The sequence below is a fragment of the uncultured Fibrella sp. genome, assembly GCF_964250085.1.
In the GTDB taxonomy this organism is placed as follows: Bacteria; Bacteroidota; Bacteroidia; order Cytophagales; family Spirosomataceae; genus Fibrella.
The window spans coordinates 143,697-162,453 of sequence record NZ_CAXUEC010000011.1 but is presented as its reverse complement, the minus strand read 5'-3'; the positions used below and the strand labels follow the sequence as shown (position 1 = coordinate 162,453).

At 52.8% G+C, this 18,757-nt stretch carries 14 protein-coding genes; 8 read left to right on the top strand and 6 right to left on the bottom strand.

What is annotated here, in order from left to right; all coding sequences use genetic code 11:
* Positions 1–75 precede the first annotated feature (75 nt).
* The gene (locus ACFE8Q_RS26325; RefSeq protein WP_375448439.1) at positions 76–1,737 is read right to left on the bottom strand and encodes an ISL3 family transposase; all 1,662 of its coding nucleotides are present in this window, start codon (positions 1,735–1,737) and stop codon (positions 76–78) included.
* A gap of 360 nt (positions 1,738–2,097) precedes the next feature.
* Here ACFE8Q_RS26325 and ACFE8Q_RS26320 point away from each other — a divergent pair, with 360 nt between their 5' ends.
* Both ACFE8Q_RS26320 and ACFE8Q_RS26315 read left to right on the top strand, forming a co-directional pair.
* Positions 2,098–2,499, top strand: coding sequence for a response regulator (locus ACFE8Q_RS26320; protein WP_375448438.1), 402 nt, complete (start codon positions 2,098–2,100; stop codon positions 2,497–2,499).
* 351 nt (positions 2,500–2,850) lie between these two features.
* Positions 2,851–3,333, top strand: coding sequence for a response regulator (locus ACFE8Q_RS26315; protein ID WP_375448437.1), 483 nt, complete (start codon positions 2,851–2,853; stop codon positions 3,331–3,333).
* Between the two features lie 13 nt (positions 3,334–3,346).
* Here ACFE8Q_RS26315 and ACFE8Q_RS26310 read toward each other — a convergent pair whose 3' ends face one another.
* The gene (locus ACFE8Q_RS26310; RefSeq protein ID WP_375448436.1) at positions 3,347–3,877 is read right to left on the bottom strand and encodes an RNA polymerase sigma factor; all 531 of its coding nucleotides are present in this window, start codon (positions 3,875–3,877) and stop codon (positions 3,347–3,349) included.
* A gap of 393 nt (positions 3,878–4,270) precedes the next feature.
* Positions 4,271–5,026, bottom strand: coding sequence for a hypothetical protein (locus ACFE8Q_RS26305; protein ID WP_375448435.1), 756 nt, complete (start codon positions 5,024–5,026; stop codon positions 4,271–4,273).
* Between the two features lie 344 nt (positions 5,027–5,370).
* On the opposite strand from ACFE8Q_RS26305, the gene ACFE8Q_RS26300 reads away from it, so the two are divergent.
* The 6 genes from ACFE8Q_RS26300 (at position 5,371) to ACFE8Q_RS26275 (ending at position 14,585) form a co-directional block, all read left to right on the top strand.
* A complete protein-coding gene (locus ACFE8Q_RS26300; protein ID WP_375448434.1) occupies positions 5,371–5,784 on the top strand; it encodes a hypothetical protein in 414 nt (137 codons plus the stop codon).
* 264 nt (positions 5,785–6,048) lie between these two features.
* Positions 6,049–6,210: a hypothetical protein gene (locus ACFE8Q_RS26295; RefSeq protein ID WP_375448433.1), complete on the top strand. Its 162-nt coding sequence runs from the start codon at positions 6,049–6,051 to the stop codon at positions 6,208–6,210.
* Positions 6,211–7,066: 856 nt separating this feature from the next.
* The gene (locus tag ACFE8Q_RS26290; RefSeq protein WP_375448432.1) at positions 7,067–9,931 is read left to right on the top strand and encodes a PAS domain-containing protein; all 2,865 of its coding nucleotides are present in this window, start codon (positions 7,067–7,069) and stop codon (positions 9,929–9,931) included.
* Positions 9,932–9,970: 39 nt separating this feature from the next.
* Positions 9,971–10,411 (top strand): response regulator, encoded by a 441-nt coding sequence (locus ACFE8Q_RS26285; RefSeq protein ID WP_375448431.1) that lies wholly within the window; start codon positions 9,971–9,973, stop codon positions 10,409–10,411.
* A 31-nt stretch (positions 10,412–10,442) separates the two neighbouring features.
* Positions 10,443–10,895, top strand: a complete 453-nt coding sequence (locus ACFE8Q_RS26280; RefSeq protein WP_375448430.1) for a response regulator — start codon at positions 10,443–10,445, stop codon at positions 10,893–10,895.
* An 18-nt stretch (positions 10,896–10,913) separates the two neighbouring features.
* Positions 10,914–14,585, top strand: coding sequence for an ATP-binding protein (locus tag ACFE8Q_RS26275; protein WP_375448429.1), 3,672 nt, complete (start codon positions 10,914–10,916; stop codon positions 14,583–14,585).
* Positions 14,586–14,961: 376 nt separating this feature from the next.
* Here the strand turns inward: ACFE8Q_RS26275 and ACFE8Q_RS26270 are convergent, their stop codons facing one another.
* The 3 genes from ACFE8Q_RS26270 to ACFE8Q_RS26260 form a co-directional block, all read right to left on the bottom strand.
* The gene (locus ACFE8Q_RS26270) at positions 14,962–17,046 is read right to left on the bottom strand and encodes a sensor histidine kinase (protein WP_375448428.1); all 2,085 of its coding nucleotides are present in this window, start codon (positions 17,044–17,046) and stop codon (positions 14,962–14,964) included.
* A gap of 205 nt (positions 17,047–17,251) precedes the next feature.
* Positions 17,252–17,668, bottom strand: a complete 417-nt coding sequence (locus ACFE8Q_RS26265; protein WP_375448427.1) for a hypothetical protein — start codon at positions 17,666–17,668, stop codon at positions 17,252–17,254.
* An 8-nt stretch (positions 17,669–17,676) separates the two neighbouring features.
* Complete coding sequence (locus tag ACFE8Q_RS26260; RefSeq protein WP_375448426.1) at positions 17,677–18,537, bottom strand: hypothetical protein; 861 nt, start codon at positions 18,535–18,537, stop codon at positions 17,677–17,679.
* Positions 18,538–18,757 lie beyond the last annotated feature (220 nt).

Genomic DNA, 18,757 nt, shown 5'->3' with positions numbered 1-18,757 from the left:
CCCGTTTTTGTATAATCGGCAATGAGGTCGGGTATGGCGCTCCCCAATAGTTGGCTCTTACGCACTTTGTGTGGTTCAGCACCGATAAAGTACGCGTTGACGCAATAAGTCCAGTTTGGCTCGCCCATACATCTGCCGTTTGATCAGTTTGAGTCTAGTTACCTGCCCTTCAGTTTGGCCATTGCTCCAGGCGGTAGCCAGGGCTGCTCGTACAGCCGCATAGTCCTGCTGAAGACGAAGGCCAAACTGCTGTAGTAAAACGACCGAACAAGTTTGGCAACGGACTAACCAATCGTCAAATAACGCTGCCTGACGAGCTCGAACCATAGCGGCAAAGTCCTTCACCAGTTCATAGACTTGGGCAATAATAGAGTCTTGACCAACATAGCTCAGGATTTGCCGATCAGCCTCTTCCAGTAAGAATACAGGGCGTACCATCAGCCAAGCAAGCTGCTGAGTAGTAGGTAACTCAAAAGATGGCTCGAGTAGAAGAGCCGGCGATTGATCAGATGCAGACGAGTTGGTTAAGGACTGGTTACGAGTGATTACCTCCTCTTCACTACGACGTCTACTCAGCCATTTCGTCACTTGATTATGCGCACCCGGATAGTCCTGCTCAGTAAGCTCCCGCCACAACTGTTGGGCGTTACGACAACCCTGTTGGTAGCGATTTTCTAAGTAAGCTAGATAAGGAGTGAGCATGCTACGTCCGGTTGGGCGCCTGACTCGTTCAGGAAACGAGTCAGCATGAGCATACCGACGAACCGTACTACGATTCATGGCTAATTTCCGGCTGATCTCAGAAATAGACAGGCCTGCTTGACGTAATTGCTGTACGTTATCAAAGTAACCTACGCGTCTTTCTCGGCCAGCCAAACGAGTCTCCATCTCATTTTTTGAATAATCCCGCATCACATACGTAAGCCGTTCTGTTGTCGGTTGAGCCGTTGAAACTGCTTGCGATATTGGCAGTTTCCGAAGTCGTTGATAGCAACTGGTTAGTATTCTCTCCAGAACCTGCTCCAGGTTTTGAAGCAAGTGCCATCGGTCGGCCACTTGTATGGCTTTTGGAGCCCCTTCACGAGCACCCCGGGCATACTCTCCCGACCGATCTCTTGTAATCACTTCTACGCCTGGATGGGCCTTCAGCCAATCGCGTAGGCCTTCAGCCGTTCGGCCTTCCAATACATCGATCGGTTGATGCCTATCTAGATCAACTAGAATTGTCCCGTATGTCTTTGCCTTTCGAATAGCCCAATCATCAACACCCAGTGCATGAGGTGTTTGTGCGTCGCCCGGTTGCCATTTTCGGATGAGTCGCACCAGCGTATCGTGGCTGGTGAGCATATATAAATGGGTTAGTAAGCGCGCACCGGCTTGCCCACCCAGCATCATTGCCACACTTCGTTGAGCATGAGCCAGGCGGTTAGTTCGACGGGCAAAAGCAGGCAGCCAATCTGGACAAGGCTGACCAAAGGTTCGTTTGGGGCAAGCTGGATTTAAACACTGAAACCGTCTCAACCGTAACCGCAACTGGACTTGTTTATCGCTAACAGGTAAATCCGCAGGCTTACGATAATAAAATCCGTGTAATCGGCTTGAGATTTGCTGGCAAGACGGACACTTGGCCTGTTGATCAGTTGAATGGGTTAGTAGGATGTAGCCTTCTTGCCGGGGCTGGCAGTCTATAATTTGGCAATTGGGAAGATAAACGGGAAATGGAAGCTCAGTGCTCATTTAGATAGAACAACAAAAGCTAAAAATCAGATCGCCTAGTCAACCACACAAAGTACGTAAGAGCCAATTTTTGGGGAGCATTATACAGTTTGGTAAAAGAATTTTTAGCACACGGATGATTACTCACAATGAGTGCATGTGCCATTGATTTCATATCGACCGGGGTCTTTATAGCCGTGATTATAGGGGTCGCCTTTATTGTGCGGGATTTGCGCAGTCGAAAAAACGAGCGGTAAACCGCATACTAACAAAATGGTGGTTCAGTATTGAAGTAATGTATCTTCCATTTGTTAATAATAGACAGATGGTTAGGTAATAACCCTCTCCTTTCAGTAATTGCCGTCTATACCCATAATCGACATGAATGGCCAACCAGATATCTGGGTAGTAGATGACGATACTGACGACCAATACTTAATCAGTCAGGCACTTAAAGCCGTTTCCACCCGGCTGACCATCAAGCCCATCAGTGATGGAGATGAGTTACTGCCCCAGCTCCATCAGGCGGCGAAGCTACCCAAACTGGTGTTGCTAGATCTGAATATGGAACGAATGAACGGATTTGAGGCATTGCGTGAACTGCGCAGTTGCTCTCCGTATAAACACTTACCCGTTGTGGTATTGACCACCTCGGATGCGGAAGAAGATCGAAAAAAAGCTTTGCAACTGGGAGCCGATGCTTTCTTTACCAAGCCTATTAAGTTTGATGGGGTGGTGGCGATGTTGCGCCAACTGGCCATCGACTGGCGCTTGCCTAAGTAGGATGCTCTACCGCTGATCTATAGGCGGCTAATCTGCTGGCTAATGATGGCCGATAATTTGACCATCGAATTGGGTTTAATTCAACTTTCCGACCGGATTTCATGCTGCTTGGCCAGTTCGTCTCTACCGGCGATTAGGCTGGTTGGTAAACACCCTTACGCCAGTGTCTCTACGTGCACATTAAAGTCGATCATTCGTAATGTCACTTATAGGCAATATGAGGCTCAAGCTGATCCGAATAGTCGAGAATATTAAGAAAGTGAAACAAAAGTGATTCAACAGATTGATCTATAGCAATAATTAACCGATCCACAGAGATGACTCTTTAACAGAGCCGTTTACCCGTAAACCATGTTCGCCAGCCAAGACATCGAACCTATCAAAAGCAATATTAAACGACCCCGTATACTGATCGTGGAGCAAGACGAGCTTCATTGGACCTGGATACAGCAAGCTATGGCGGAAGTATGGTCCGAAGTCTTACTTGTTCGGGCATCTACCCGTTCGCAAGTGCATAAGCTGGCGAAGGAATGGGTAAATACTGAGTGGGAAATTCCTAAACTCATCCTGGCGGATTTGGACTTGCCAGATCAGCAGGAGGGTTGGCGGTTGCTCTCCGAACTGAGAATGATGGAAGAACCTTTTAATCAACTGCCTATTATTACTATGAGCCAGGTAGATTCGCTCTCCGCCATCAGCGCCAGTTACCGCCTGGGCTGCTCTGCCTACCTAGTTAAGCCGGGCAGTGTCTCTGAATGGCTGGCCTGTCTACGGCCCCTGCGGGCATACTGGTGGGATCTGGCGACGACCCCTATCCTGCGCCTTGGCCTGTAGATGGGCGCTTATTCTATCGAAAAATCGGGCGTAGTCGGATAAGAGAGTTGAGAAGACGCGTTTTCACTGTTCCCAACGGCATCACTAATTTTTCGGCAATTTCTTTGTGGGTGTTGCCTTGCCAGTAAGCTAAGCGAATCAAATGCCATTGGTGCGGTTGCAAATACTGGCTGACGATGGATTCTACCTCAATGAAATCGGTGACTGATCTACTATCGACGGCGGATGGGATCATTTCTATAGCCGAATCTAAGGAAACATAGAGAATTTTCCGGCGGCGTAGGGCATCCAGGGCCGTATTGCGCGCGATGTGAAGTAGCCAAGTGAACAGAGCCCCGTGTTGGGAATTATAGTAGTGGAAACGCGACCAAATTTTCACATACGTGTCCTGCAACACGTCTTGTGCTTCGTCAGGGTCCTTGATGATTGCCGTTATTACACTAAGAAGAGAATTACGATAATACCGAACAAGATACTGAAAAGCATCTTGTTCGCCTCGTTGCACAGACAAAACCAACGTTTCTTCGGTGTAGTGTTCGGCCATTAAAGATAAATGTTTGGTTATAATTGCTCAAATAACCTTGGGAGTATAAATTTGTTTGCTCAGTCGCACAGGGACTTGGTTGCAGTGCGTCCCGTATTTCTAGCAGAGTAGTCATAAGCCCTTATAATTATTAGTTGGATAAAGCGTAATATCGAAAGCCTGGGTCTGTATGAACCTAGGCTTTTTTGTGTCTATTCAGATTGCCTTGTTCAAGTGAGTACGGACGTATTTACTTGAACAAAACGACAGGCGATCTATTAATGCACAGTAACGAGAAAGCCCCTAAATGGGGCTTTCTCGTTACTGTGCATTAATAGATAAGCAAGCAGTGCGGCCCCTATAAGTTTTCGTATGGTCAACTTTAGGGGAAAGATCTAAAGGTTAGACTATGCATTAATCTTTAGGCGGATTGGGCTCACACTTGCAAGATGTAGCACCGGCCCTGCAACAGGCATAATAACCAGTACCACAAGATGTACTACAAGATGCGTCGCCAAATGTTGAGCTACAACTAGTTGATCCTACACCTCCACTTTCACAAGCTACACCGCCGCCACCGCCGTCACCTACGTTGAGGGTTCCATCAAAAGAACTACGCTTATTAACAACGTTTTTGTAGTAGCTAGTAGCAGTGCTTTCTACAATACCAGTTCTAACAGAAAGACCATATCCGATATAGATATTACTGCCTTCCGTTATTGTACCCACTAACCTATCTTGATACTCCTGTGTTATTGGCCCATCGACTCTGAAAATGTATCTGCTCCCTTTTTGAGGTACGCTAACCATGATGAAACTGGGTAACATAATCACTTCAGCATCGACCATTTCCAAATCGATGCTTTCATTACTGCTGCTCGATGGCCGTTGAAGGACAAATGCTTGCTTTGTCGGAACAGCCTTGTTCTGTCTCGCTAGTTTGGGTTGGGTCACAATAAAATTCATATCGCTAACCAAAAAAGTGATGTTCCCATCAGTACTGGAATGAATACTGACTTTTCCTTTAAACGACTCGCCACCCAAATTGCTGATTGCCTGACTAGGAATGCTATTTCCAGCAGAAACCAACTGAACGTCTCTGCTACAACTCGACATGTGCGACATGACAAGCATAAGCGAAAAAACTAAGGTATAAGATAGAGTTTTCATAATGTGTGATTTTAGTCACATATATAATATATTCAATATTGCTACCTGTCATCAGCCAGCGATTTAATTCACTTTAGTTACTTAATGGTCATTAGACTCATTTTTGTGGTTGAAATTCAACCATTTGTGCATGTTACTGTTGTGTCACACTTACTCTGATCTCAATTCGAGAGTAATGGCAAAGAATGGCACGCTTCCAACGTGTAGAGGCTTAGAGAGTATCTTGAGGGTAATCCACATTACAGCTTAAGAGAAAAGGTGCTGAGTCTTCCTTTGTCCATGTAAATGCATTCGTACTTACATGGACAAAACCGCATAATCTTGCCCCACAAACTCAAGTAGACATGAGCCAAACCCAAGCCGTGCTCTCAGCGATCCAGGATAGTGTTCGCGGTACATCGGACGAAATGGATGTAGAAGCAATCATTCAGGCGGGAAGAGGGAAAAAATACGTTGGACTGATATTTGAAGCCAATGGGGAAGAGCGGGCAGACAGAATTTCAGATAGGTTAAAGGCCAGGCTGGAAAGCCAATTGCATGGTCTGCTACGTATTGATCGTATGCTCGTACAAATGAGCACCAGCCGGGCTAAACCAGTTTTACTGGGAGAATGGGTGACAATAACCGGAATCCTGGCGGATCATTGCGCCCAGCCAGGGAAATGGTTGGGCGCGCCTGGCCGTGAAGACGATACCCTCGGTAGTGTTATGATTGTCGCCCTGGTGATTTGGCTCGTGGCTGTCGAACATCCTAACTGAAGCCCCATTAATAGGGTGGTTGACACAAAACCGCCTTTTTTACCACGTAAAGGGCTATCAATCACTTACAAAAAACTTTACGCTTCTAACGACCGTTTTAGAAAGCGACTCTGTAAAGCATTAAAAACTGGACTCTTAAGGCCCAAAACGACATTAAAATGGGCTTAAGCCCAAAATGAAAGTTTTAGCAACCGACATAAGAACTTATGTAGGCTATTCTACTCCGTAGCCTAAAGTAACTCAGAGTAAAGTAATTGAACTTTAATGATTGATATACAGATTTTTATGAGCTTTTCGTGGCGGTTTCACCCTTACTGTGTTTGCGGCCCCGAAGTGCCGAAATTACGGCCAGATCATGATGCCTGGGACATTGAGGGTGACTGGGCAGCCATTGGCACGATCTATTTCGTCGACGTCGCCCACTAACCCTTATTTGAGACAAGCCGCGATTTCGATTGCCGGACAATCAAGCTGGTTAACATGGACCGGCCAGCTGTTCGTATCACTTTCTACAGAAAGCATAGGTATTGGTTGTTGAAAGACAAGGATTTACCTATTGATTAGAAGGTTGAGCAGATTCAGACTTATATAAATGACCTCAGCCCGGTATTGGCTCGAATCGACCTGTACAAATCAACCGCCACAGAGCGCACACATGGCGTTATACGGTCGAAGAATCGTTGCCATTGTTTCGGGTTCAAGCCCCTTTTGCTGACAACTGAACAGTAAACTCAGCCCCCACAGCAGCGTAATCTCCATTACTCTCATACTTACAATGATTCCGTTTCATGCTGATCCGTTGTAAATGAGTTGTTCTGTATTTAGCGATTTCGTTTATACGAATTGGTTTACTACTTAAACCGGCAGGTGGAACATTTGTACGAATGTGGCCCCCGAATAAGACCTTAAAGTGAATTCGCCAACAGTATTCAGAAGTAGAAATTCTATAGGTGCAATTTATCCCATTTGCCCTGTTGTCGAGCGGCAGCTCTCGCGGTTAACACACCATCGAGCCATACAGTCAGATTTTGTCGAAAACTTATTTAACGGACGGAGTAAGCTGTATTTTGCCAGCTTACACTTCAGGATCTTATCGGCCTGCTCTCTGGGTTACTTGATCGAGTTATATGGACGCAACCTTTACTACTTTAACGCTCCACTTGTTTCGGGCCGTTATTGAAGACTTCCTCACTGACAGCTACGCGGTTTGGGCTAGGCGTGATCTAACCACGGGTGAGCAGACATTAACATTAGTTCTGCCCTTGTCCAACGCCAGCCGACCATGAACCCTGTTTCTCCGCCAAACACCCTGTTCGACAGTCAGCCGCAAACGGAAGCTGAACTGCGGGCTGAAAATGCCCGGCTGCGGCAGCAGGTTCAACGGTTGCAGTCCGTCATCGACAACATGCCGACCGGGTTTTCGCTGCTCGAACCGATCCGTGATGCCACCGGACAGATAACCGATTTTCGGAATGTGGTCATTAATGTTTATTCTGCCCAGCGTTTTGGGCGAACGGTAAGCGAGCTGACGGGCAGGCAGGGGATAGGCGACCTGTTTCCCGGTTGGCAACAGACGGAAAACTTTGCCATCTACCAACAGGTTTTTACAGAGGGCCACCCCCGTTCATGGGTTACGCTGTACGATCAGTTTGGGATGCGAAACTGGTTTGACGTGGCGGTGAGACGGGTGGATGAGTATGTGCTGGTCAGCTTCACCGATATTACCGCCCTGCGCGAAACTCAGCTACAAGAGCAGCAGCAGGCTAAGCTGCTGCAAACCATTGTCGATACGTCGCCCACCGGCATCGTGCTCTATGAAGCGGTACGTGATCCAGAGGCCAATAGCATCACGGATTTTCGATACCAGTTGGTCAACCCCGAAAATGCCCGCGTAACGGGTCGGTCGATGGCCGACTTTCAGGCCAAGACCCTGCTGGAGCTGTTTCCCCAAACCGGCCAGGAGCCGTTTTTTCAGACGTTGCTGGCCGTAACCCAAACGGGAAAGGCCCAACGTATGGAATTTCCCTACGAACGGGATGGCATTTCGGGCTGGTTCGACGGCTCGTTCATCCGGCAGGGCGATGGAGTGCTGTTTACGTTTCTGGACATCACGGCCATCAAGCAGGCTCAAGTAAGCGGGCAACAGTCGTCGGAACTCCTCCGTAAGGTCATGGATGCATCGCCTGCCGGTATCTCGCTCATGCAGGCCCAGCGCGACCCGGACGGGAAGCTCGTAGATTTCCGGTTAGCGTTGACCAACCAGGCCACGGCCAACATGACGGGCCGGACGGTGGCCGACATTCAGGGTAAATCGGTTATCGAAACCTTTCCCACCTACCGGTCCCTCGGTATCTATGACCGCTACCGGACCGTGTTGGAAACCGGCCAGCCCGCCCGGTTTGAGGTGCATTATCAGGGCGACGGCTTAGAAAACTGGTTCGACATTGCCGCTCACCGGCAGGGCGATGGCGTGGTTGGGACCTTTTTAGACATTACCCCCATCCGGCAGGCACAACAAGCCGCCCAGCAACAGCAGGAGCTAGTGCAAAGTGTGCTGAATGCATCACTGACAGCGGTGGCCGTTTATGAAGCGGTCCGAACGGAGAGCACGGATGGCCCGCCAGGGCGAACCGGCCCCGGCACGATTACCGACTTCCGCTTTACGCTGGCCAACCAGACTACCTTAGCCGTCTTCGGGTTGAGGGCCGACGAGTTATACGGCAAAACCCTCACCGAGCTAAACCCACCCCTGCGAACCAGCCCGGCCTTTGCTCAGTATGTGGCCGTCTGCGAAACCGGCCAGCCCGTCATCCTGGAACGCGAGGTGAGGGGCCGCTATTACTACGTGTCGGTAGTCAGATTCGGCGATGGTATCCTGACCTCGTCGGTGGACATCACCGAAAACCGGCAGTACCGTAATCAGCTCGAAACCGCTAATGCCCTCGTCCAGGACCAGCGCGATTTGTTGCAAAGTGTCCTCAATGGGTCGCAAAATGCCATCATCGCCTTCGATGCGGTGCGTAGTCAGGGCAAGCAGGACCAAACCGGACCCATTACGGACTTTCGGTACGTACTGCAAAACGAAGCTAACCGGCAACGGGTGGGCCGCTCCGACGAGGTACTATTGGGCCGTACCATGCTGGAATTTTTCCCCGACGTGGCCACCAATGGGCTACTGGAGCAGTATGCGCAGGTGGTTGAAACGGGGGAGCCGCTCCGTTTCGAGCTTGAATATACCTATGGTAACGTACCCGGCTGGTACGATTACTCGGTTGTCAAGCGGGGTGATGGCCTTGTCATGACTGTCCACGACAAAACCACCGAACGACGTGCCCGGCTGCTGGTGGAACACGCCAACGCCGAACTGCTCAAATCGAACGAAAACCTGCAAAATTTCGCCTACGTAGCCTCCCACGATTTGCAGGAGCCCCTGCGAAAAATCAAATCGTTCGGTGATTTGGTGCTGGAACAGTATGGCTCCCTGCTGCCCGAAACCGGGCAGGATATGCTGCACAGGATGCAGACAGCCGCCGAGCGAATGAGCGGACTCATCCGTGACCTGCTGGCCCTCTCCCGGCTCACCACCCACCAAAAAGCGTTTACGCGGGTGGACCTGAACCGGCTGCTGGCCGAGGTACTGGGCGACCTGGAAACGGCGGTAGCCGACACTGGCGCGGTGGTGGAATCAGCCGCTATGCCTACGGTTCCCGGCGATGCCCTGCAACTGCGGCAACTGTTCCAGAACCTGCTGACTAACGCGCTCAAATTCACCCGGCCCGGCCAGACGCCCAAGGTCGAGGTGGGATGTGAGCGGGTACACCTCAACGACATTCCGTCTGGTCTGTTATCCCCTACCTTTGGGGGAGGGGATAACAGACCAGACGGTGAGGGAAAGACCAAATCGCGATACGCTTACCGAATCACGGTCAGCGACGACGGCATTGGCTTCAATGCCGACAAGCACGGTGAACGCATATTTGGTGCCTTTCAACGGTTGCATGGGCGCACGGGCAACTACCCCGGCACAGGCATCGGGCTGGCTATTGCGAAACGGGTGGTCGAGAATCACGGCGGGGGAATTGTAGTCCACAGCCGGGAGGGTGAGGGAGCTACCTTCTCCGTCTATCTGCCTATAGCTCCTGAATGAACAATCCCCTTTACCCATTACCGATAAAACAGCCTGAATATGACCCTACAGCCTACCAGTCAGATTATCTTGGTCGATGATGACGAAGACGACCGACTGCTGATTGGCAGTCTACTTACCCAGCACTGCCCCGGCCACACCCTCCGCTTTGCCGAGAACGGGCAGGAACTTCTCGACCTGCTCAACGAGCCGGACGGTTTACCGGTTTCGCTGATTCTGCTGGATTTGAATATGCCCGTGCTCGGTGGCTTCGACACGCTACGCTACCTGAAAGGCGAGGGGACGCAGCGGAGTACTCCGGTCGTGGTGCTGACCACCTCCGAGGAACCCGACGATATTAATCGAAGCTACGCCTTAGGAGCCAATGCCTTCCTGACTAAACCGGCCGGTCATGCCGACCTGCGGACGATGGTGCTGCAACTGCGCGATTTCTGGCTTAAACTGGTTCGACTACCGAATGGAACCCCTCCAAAACCCTGAACGACCGGCCCCTCTCAACTCATACAACGTTATGCACGACGAAAAAGACACAGCTACTGCGGGACGACCCACGCTCATTCTGGTTGATGATGACAGCGATGACCGGTTGCTGATGAAGATGGCCCTGCGCGAGCTTAGACTAAACCTGTCCATTCAGGAGGTGGAAAACGGGCGGCATCTGCTGCTATACCTGAGGGCCGACTTCGCCGCTCATCCCAACGTCGCGTTTGTTCCCTGGATCATCGTGCTCGATAAGCATATGCCCGAACTGGGCGGCTTCGATACACTCATCGCCATCAAAGCCGATCCGATCTTTAGCCTGGTTCCAGTAGTGCTGTTCATCAACCCGGACGATGCCGACGACCGCGCCCGTTGCGAGGCTTTGGGCGCAACGGTCTGCGTACCCAAGCCAACCGACTTTAACCAGATGAAAATACTCATGCAGGACATTTACGATCTCTGGCGCGCAACAAACCACGCTTGACACAAACGGCCCCGCCTTATGCAGAACACTTCCATTGATTCGGTCCCCTTTTTAAAAGGCGAGGGTGAAATGGCCCGGCTCATCCGCGAGAAGGACTGGTCCGAGTCAGCCGTTGGCCCGGTTGATACGTGGCCGCAGAGTCTGCGTACCACCATCAGTACCTGTCTCAATTCGCGCTTTCCCATTCTGATTTGGTGGGGGCCGGAGCTGGTCATGCTATATAATGATGCCTATCGCCCCATTCTGGGCACGAAGCATCCCCATTCGCTGGGCAACCGGGGCATGGATGTCTGGCCCGAAGTCTGGGACATCATTGGGCCGATGTTGACGGGCGTACTGGCGCGGGGCGAAGCAACCTGGTCGGAAAACCAGATGTTACCCCTCAACCGGCACGGGTACGAGGAAGAATGTTACTTCACGTTTTCCTACAGTCCTGTCTATGACGAGTCGGGCGGCATAGGAGGGGTATTCTGTGCGGTTACCGAAACGACCGCTATGGTGCTGGCCGAGCGGCAGATGCGCGAACTGGATCGGGCCAAAACCGAATTCTTTAGCAACATCAGTCACGAATTTCGCACCCCCCTCACGCTTATCATGGGGCCCCTCGAAGATCAGTTGCGTCAGGCCGAGGGCGCACTGCCCGCCCCGTTGCTGGAGAGCTTAAGCATGATGCACCGCAACGGCCTGCGGTTACAGAAGTTAGTCAATAACCTGCTTGATTTCAGCCGGATCGAAGCCGGGCGGATGCAGCTTAACCCCCGGCCGCTCGACTTGGCCGCGCTCACGGCGGATTTGGCCAGTCAGTTCCGGGCGGCCCTGGAAGGAGCCGGTCTGTCCCTACACGTGTCCGTGCAACCGTTGCCCAGACCTGTTTGGGTCGACCGGGAGATGTGGGAGAAGGTCGTGCTGAACTTGCTCTCCAACGCCTATAAATATACCTGGTCCGGTTCGGTGACGGTAACGCTGACCCCGGTAACAGGCGGGGTGGAACTGCGCGTAACCGACACCGGCGTGGGCATTCCTGCCGACGAGCAGCCCCGGCTCTTCGAGCGGTTTCATCGGGTGACGGGTTCGCACGGGCGTACGCATGAAGGCAGCGGTATTGGCCTGTCGCTTATCCGGGAACTGGTTCTGTTGCAGGGTGGAACCATTGGGGTCGAGAGTGAGCCGGGCCGGGGTAGCACGTTCCGGGTGTTGCTTCCCTACGGCGAGGCGGTCGATTCGGCGGTAACCGAGCCAGCACCGCCCGGCACTGACGGCCTGGTACAGCCGTTCCTGAGCGAGGTATCGCGGCAGGCCACGGAGCCGAATCTATCCTGGACAAACACCTCTATAGTATCGGTCCCGACAGGAGACAGAGCCCGCGTCCTGCTGGCCGATGATAACGCCGACATGCGGTCCTACATCCATCAGCTACTCGAACCGCATTACGATGTAGTGGCCGTAGCCGATGGACAAGCTGCTATTGAGACGCTCAGGGAGTCATTGCCGGATTTGGTGCTGACCGATATCATGATGCCCCGCTTAGACGGGTTCGGGCTACTGCAACACCTGAAAGCAACCGCTGAAACGGCTCTGATTCCCGTCATGCTGCTCTCGGCGCGGGCCGGAGAAGAAGCCCGCATCGACGGCTATACGGCTGGGGCAGACGATTACCTGAGCAAGCCCTTTTCGGCCAGCGAACTGCTGACCCGCGTCCGGGCGCAGCTCCAACAGGCGAAATTGCGGCAAGAGGCCCGGCAGCAGTTGGCCGAAAATGCCAGCCGACTGCACGGTTTCTTTGAACACGCTCCCGTTGCTATAGGCATCCTGCGCGGGCCGGAGTTTGTCGTTGAACTGGCCAATCCGATGATCTGCGAAATCTGGAATCGTCGGCTCGATCAACTGATGGGCCAACCCATCTTCCAGGTGTTGCCCGAAGCCACCGGGCAGGGCTTCGAGGAGTTGCTGACGGGCGTGCTGGAAACGGGGATTCCTTTTAAGGGTCTGGAGCTACCCGTCACTCTCCTCAGAAGCGGTGAGCCGCAAACCGTGTTTGTAAGCCTAGTCTATGAACCGTTGCGTGAGCCGGGTACCGATCGGGTATCAAGTATTATTGTTGTGGCCACTGAGGTGACCGAATCGGTACGGGCTCGGCAGCAAATTGAAGCCAGCGAACGGAAAATCCAGACCCTGCTCCGGCAGGCACCTGTCGCGGTTGCCATTCTGCGGGGCCGTAATTTCGTTGTTGAATTAGCCAACGAGCGGCACCTGGAGTTCTGGGGCCGACCGCTGGCGGAGGTGACCGGTCGGCCTGTATTCGAGGTGATTCCCGAAGCGGCCGGGCAGGGCTACGAAGCCATCCTGCTCAAGGTACTGGAAACGGGAGTTCCCTATGTGGCCAACGAGCAGTACGTCGAACTGAACCGCAACGGTCAGCGGGAAGGTATTTGGGTCAATGTTGTTTATGAGCCGCTCCGGGAAGAAGATACCGGACAGGTCACGGGCCTGATGGAGGTAATCCACGAGGTGACCGGACAGGTTCAGGCCCGCCAGCTTATTCAGGCCAGCGAGCAGCGATTCCACACGCTGGCCAACTCAATTGACCAACTGGCTTGGCTGGCTGATGCCGGGGGCTGGATTTACTGGTACAACGAGCGGTGGTACGCCTACACCGGCACCACCCTGGAGCAAATGCAGGGCTGGGGCTGGCAGGCGGTACATCATCCCGACCACCTGGAGCGGGTGGTTGAGTTTGTGAAAGTGGCCTGGGGCGCGGGCGAACCGTTTGAACTGACCTTTCCGCTCCGTAGTCAGGCGGGTAGTTACCGTTGGTTTCTAACGCGGGCCTATCCGGTCAAAGACGAAACCGGCAAGGTCACTCAGTGGGTCGGCACCAACACCGACATTCACGAGCAGAAGACGATGGCCGACCAGTTGGAGCATCTCGTAATGGAACGAACCGAATTACTTCGCCAGGCAAATAGCGATCTCGAACGCTCGAACCTCGACCTGATGCAGTTTGCCTCCGTAGCCAGCCACGATCTGAAAGAGCCATTGCGGAAAATACAAACCTTTGGCACCCGCCTGGAGGAAGTGCTGGCCGGGCGGCTCAGTGCCGAAGAAACCGACCTGTTTCGGCGCATGATTGCGTCTACGGCCCGAATGCAGACACTGGTCGGCGACGTGCTGCGGCTCTCCAAACTGTCCGACCAAACCGCCAGTTTTGAGCCGGTGGACCTCAACGCGGTGCTGGGCCAGATTCGTGAGGATCTGGAACTGACCATACGGGAGCAGAGAGCCGACCTACAAAGCGCAAACTTGCCTGTGGTGCTGGCCGCGCCGGGGCAGATGCACCAACTGCTGCTCAATCTGATTACGAACGCTCTGAAGTTTCAGGGCAACGGCCAGCCTCAAATTCGAATTAAGCAGGTGCCGCTCACCGACGAAGTCGCTAAGGCATTAGGTTTACCTACGCTGAAATACACCGTTATCTCGGTGAGCGACAACGGGATCGGCTTCGACCCAAAGTACAAGGATAAGATTTTTGGTATGTTTCAGCGTTTGCACGGTCGAAGCCAGTACGCGGGCACGGGCATTGGACTGACGATTGTGAAAAAGATTATCGAAAACCACCGGGGTTACATTGATGTGCAAAGCGAACCGGGCCGGGGTACGACGTTTCGGGTGGCCTTGCCTGTGCGATACTAATGGGGCGCTTGGGGCGCTTTGGCGTTTCGTACCGCAGCGGCGGACCGTAGAAAATCTTCCGATTTATAGCAGAGTACGCCCGCCAGTTTTCTACGGTCCGCCGCTACGGTATAATCGCCGCCGGCGGCATTCGAGCCCAAACTACCAGACACCGGTCCAACAAGAATCCTATTTTTACGCCGCTCCGATAGCTGCTTAAAAAAACCTCCAGTGTACTGTTGTAAGTTCAAGTCTCTATTTATTCATTGCCGGGAGCGATTAAGGGGGTAGACTCTGGAAGCCAATCGTTATTAACCCTGCCTGGCCACATGTTAGATAGGTTTTAAGGCCTTCTCCATAAAACGGGCACAATCAACTACCCACAAATTCGTTTCTTTTAGCTGGCTTCTGCAGGCTGAGCGGCTACGTCCTGCCTTGTAAACGCCCCTAAGCGAATGCTTGCCTGCGTACCGCCCCCCGCCGGGCAATCAATGCGGAGGGTACCCCCCTGTTGATTGAGCAGGTCCCGACAAAGCCGTAATCCTAATCCAACGCCCCGTTCACCGCCGGTTCCAGTACGGATATCAGGCGTGTGAAACACCCTCTCCACCTGGTCGACAGACATACCAACCCCTGAATCCCGCACGCGCAATTCAACGTGATCGGCCTGCACAACGGTATAGAGCCGGATATAACCGCCCACGGGGGTAAATTTGATGGCGTTACCGAGAAGGTTTCGGATAACTGCCCGTAACTGGTGCTTATCGGCCAGCACCACCCGATCGTCAGTCACTTGGTTAATGATCCTCAACTGCTTTTGGGCAATAAGTTCACTGGCCTGGTTTAGCATTTCGGCGGTTAGTTCATCCAGCCGGATGGGTTGCAGCAGCGAATCAAATCCCTTTAACTGCGTCAGCGACCAGTCTAGGATGTTGGTCAGCAGATCCAGAATACTATCAACGTGTTTTTCTAATCGCCCCACCACCGGTAACAGAGGCTGGGACTGCTGGTCATCCTCCCGAACCTGGCGAAGGGTATTTTTCATGCTTGCTAGCGGGCTGCGCAGATCATGGCTGATGAGTGAGAAGAGCTTGTCTTTCACGGCATTGGTCTCGGCCAATTGGCTAGCCGTTTGCTGGAGCAGTTCCTGTTGCCGGGTCAGCAGCGCATAACTCCGCCTGGATTTGCGCAGGCCATGCACAACCAGGCCAATTACTATCATCAGCAAACCAATCACCACAATACCGGCCATTTGTGTGCGCTGGTTTAAGGTTAGTTGTTCCTGTTGACGGAGCGTATTGAGGTGATTAATCTGGGCATTTTTTTGAAGAATTTTAATGGTCTGTTCCTTTTTCTCCGTCTCAAATTCGGTCTGCATCCGCGCAATTTTCTGCATCGTATTGTCCGAAAAGTGTTTCTCATTCAGAGCTTGCCGCTCTTCGGACAAGCCCAACGCTTCTTGATACTTCCCGTTAGCCTTCAGGGCCATGACCAAGCAGGTCTGAGAAGCGAGTATGCCTTCTTCCTGTTTATTTATCAGAGCCATTCGGAGCGCGTACCGGGCTGGTGCTAGGGCACGGGCAGGCTGATTCATAACGAGATAGGTCAACGCCAGTTCACGCCTCGACTCGGCCATAATTGATTTATCGGTGATGAGCCGGGCTGTAGAAAAAGCGTCGGTGAATGCCCGAATGGCCGCCAGATACTTTTTCTGAGTCCGCCAGTTTATGCCCAGTTCACACTGCATAGCGGCTATATAGGCGCGGTTATTGGTCAACAGGGCCTGGCGAAACCCCCGCTGATAAAAAATGCCTGCCTGTTTGATTGATCCGGCTTCGGTCAGGGCCTCTGCCTTGAGAAAATACGCGAACATTCGATCGACGGGTAGCCACGAGGGTTTGACCAGTGCCAGGTAGCGATTGATATAGCGCTCGCGCATGGGTCTATTTTTCAAGACTTTGAAGAGTTCAATCACCAATAGATAGTTATCGGCTAGCAGATTGTCGTTCGGGTGGCGGGTTAGCTGCTTCAGGTTTATCGCTATCTGATCTATCGACTTCGAGAGGTCGTTGGCATCGGAGTAGATCATAGCCAGACTATACTGAAAACGGGCGAGCTTCTCAGGACTTTGGGCCCGTTGGGCTTCCCGCACGGCCTGCTGCATGGGAAGGATGGCTTTCTTATAAACGCTCTTAGCCCGGTAATACCGCGCCAGAAAATAATACAGGTCGCCGGCATAATAGGGTGACGGGGCTTTTTTCAACAACGCAAACCCACGCTGCGTGTAGCGATACAGGCTATCATACTGATGTTCGACCAGGTACGCCTGTCCGATCAGTACGCATAACCGTACCCCAATACTATCCGTCCGGGTTTGGGCCAGTTGGCGTTTATACGCCGTAAGTTGAGCGGGCAGGTCCTGCTGGGCATCCGCTACTGTTATCAGGAAAATAGAGAACACCAAGCCAATAAAATAACGCATATAAACCAGTTCAGGCACGTATCAATCAAGCGCCATCTCAAGATACTGACAATCTGGTTTTACCCAAACAAAAAAAAGCCCGCCGTCAGACCGGTGGGCTTTTTTGGCTTTTAACTCGCTAACCGGGATGAACACCACGCCCGAATCAGCTTGTCAATCCTCGTTCATCACCCGCTTTGGACTGCCCCAGCCGGGTTGGTATCGACTAGTATCTGGCGTTGACATCCCGCCACCGGCGCAGGGTACACGCCAGCCGCCACACCTCTTCATACTGCCAGGTATCGTAGTCGTTATAGCGGGTGTCCAGTTTGGTCTTGTTCAGCTGCGTTTCTTTGTACAATTGCCGACGAAACGACTCCGGCAGCAGGAAGAGTTGGGCCGCTAAGATCCGAATACCCATGATACCCCAGGCAGACGTACCCAATTCGTCGGCCAGTTGCCTGAGTTCGCCGGGCCGCCAGAGGGCCGGGTTCCGCTGCCGACGGTCGAGCACGTTGGGGTGTACCTGCAAAACGCGCTGTAGCTCAGCCCGCCGGTAGCCCCGGCTTTCCAGTGCCAGCAGTACCCGGCTGCGGCTGTTGAGGTACAATTCAACCAGATGGAGTAGTTGTTCGATTCCCACGCCGTGCGTCAGTTTAGAATAATTAACCTAGTGCTAAATGCCTGCCCGGAGGCACTGGGGTGGGCGGCCTCCCGTTGTGTGCTGCCCAATGGCTCGGCCAAGATATAGGCTGGGCCAGTCAGTTGCCGGGGGAGGCGAAGCCGGTAATTGACGAGCTGACCAGCCAGTTCATCGACACGCCCGAATTCGACGCCGGTGGCCGACAGCAATCGCAGCCTGACCCGCTCGTCTGGCGCGAGCTGCCCCACCGTTACCGTCAGGACATCGCCCGTCACCGGATTCGGGTAGACCGACAGGGTCGGTTTGCCCACCTCTGGTTTAGCCTGCGTGAGCTGCACCAACTCGGTGGGGGTTGGCCCGCTGCGGTACAGCTCGGTGCCTTTGTGGTTTTGCAGCGTATTCACAAAATCACCGCCCATCATCCCCGGTCGGCCAGCGTGGGGGTCCTGCCCGTTGACAAACAACCGGACGCCATCCAGGTAGCCGGTTGGCAACACAAAGGCGAACAGCAGCAGTGGCACGCCCGGCTGCACGGCCATACTGCGCCCCAGGGTGTAAACCCCGTGAAAATCAGATTCAGGCGTTGTCGCCGGGGCAAACACCGTGGAATAGTCTGTCCAGCGACCTGTGCTGCTGATGACGTTGAGCGACTGGTCGGCCACCGATTTGGGCACAACGACCGAAATCTGCGAAGGGCCTAGCAGGAACTGGTCGTTGGCGAAGTTGGCCTCGGCGTAGACCTCATACTGGCTGCGGTCGGCGTTGTAGCTCAGGCTGACTCGTAGTTCGGGGCTGGCGGGCTGGGCGATGGCGGGTGGGTAGGTGGCACTGACCATAACCAGCAGGCCCAGCAATAAACTCGTTTTCATAGGGTTGTTGTGTGTTTGTGGCAGCTTATGGCCGGGTTTGGGTATCTTTGAACTAATTCCGAAGGAATAACCTCATGAGTACAAAACATTGGATTTACGAAGACAGGAACACTACCCAAAAATTCCCTTATGATTTGAGGCTTTTAGCCGAAGCGTTTACTCTCACTGTTTCGTCAAGTTGTGCAACGCTTCACCAATGGCTCGATGCCTCGTTTACACT

Bases quoted from the DNA above. Each gene is read 5' to 3' on its own strand.
- ACFE8Q_RS26260 (WP_375448426.1), bottom strand. From the start codon at position 18,537: ATGAAAACGAGTTTATTGCTGGGCCTGCTGGTTATGGTCAGTGCCACC.
- ACFE8Q_RS26325 (WP_375448439.1), bottom strand. From the start codon at position 1,737: ATGAGCACTGAGCTTCCATTTCCCGTTTATCTTCCCAATTGCCAAATT.
- ACFE8Q_RS26315 (WP_375448437.1), top strand. From the start codon at position 2,851: ATGTTCGCCAGCCAAGACATCGAACCTATCAAAAGCAATATTAAACGA.
- ACFE8Q_RS26295 (WP_375448433.1), top strand. From the start codon at position 6,049: ATGATTGATATACAGATTTTTATGAGCTTTTCGTGGCGGTTTCACCCT.
- ACFE8Q_RS26305 (WP_375448435.1), bottom strand. From the start codon at position 5,026: ATGAAAACTCTATCTTATACCTTAGTTTTTTCGCTTATGCTTGTCATG.
- ACFE8Q_RS26300 (WP_375448434.1), top strand. From the start codon at position 5,371: ATGAGCCAAACCCAAGCCGTGCTCTCAGCGATCCAGGATAGTGTTCGC.
- ACFE8Q_RS26285 (WP_375448431.1), top strand. From the start codon at position 9,971: ATGACCCTACAGCCTACCAGTCAGATTATCTTGGTCGATGATGACGAA.
- ACFE8Q_RS26270 (WP_375448428.1), bottom strand. From the start codon at position 17,046: ATGCGTTATTTTATTGGCTTGGTGTTCTCTATTTTCCTGATAACAGTA.
- ACFE8Q_RS26290 (WP_375448432.1), top strand. From the start codon at position 7,067: ATGAACCCTGTTTCTCCGCCAAACACCCTGTTCGACAGTCAGCCGCAA.
- ACFE8Q_RS26280 (WP_375448430.1), top strand. From the start codon at position 10,443: ATGCACGACGAAAAAGACACAGCTACTGCGGGACGACCCACGCTCATT.
- ACFE8Q_RS26275 (WP_375448429.1), top strand. From the start codon at position 10,914: ATGCAGAACACTTCCATTGATTCGGTCCCCTTTTTAAAAGGCGAGGGT.
- ACFE8Q_RS26320 (WP_375448438.1), top strand. From the start codon at position 2,098: ATGAATGGCCAACCAGATATCTGGGTAGTAGATGACGATACTGACGAC.
- ACFE8Q_RS26310 (WP_375448436.1), bottom strand. From the start codon at position 3,877: ATGGCCGAACACTACACCGAAGAAACGTTGGTTTTGTCTGTGCAACGA.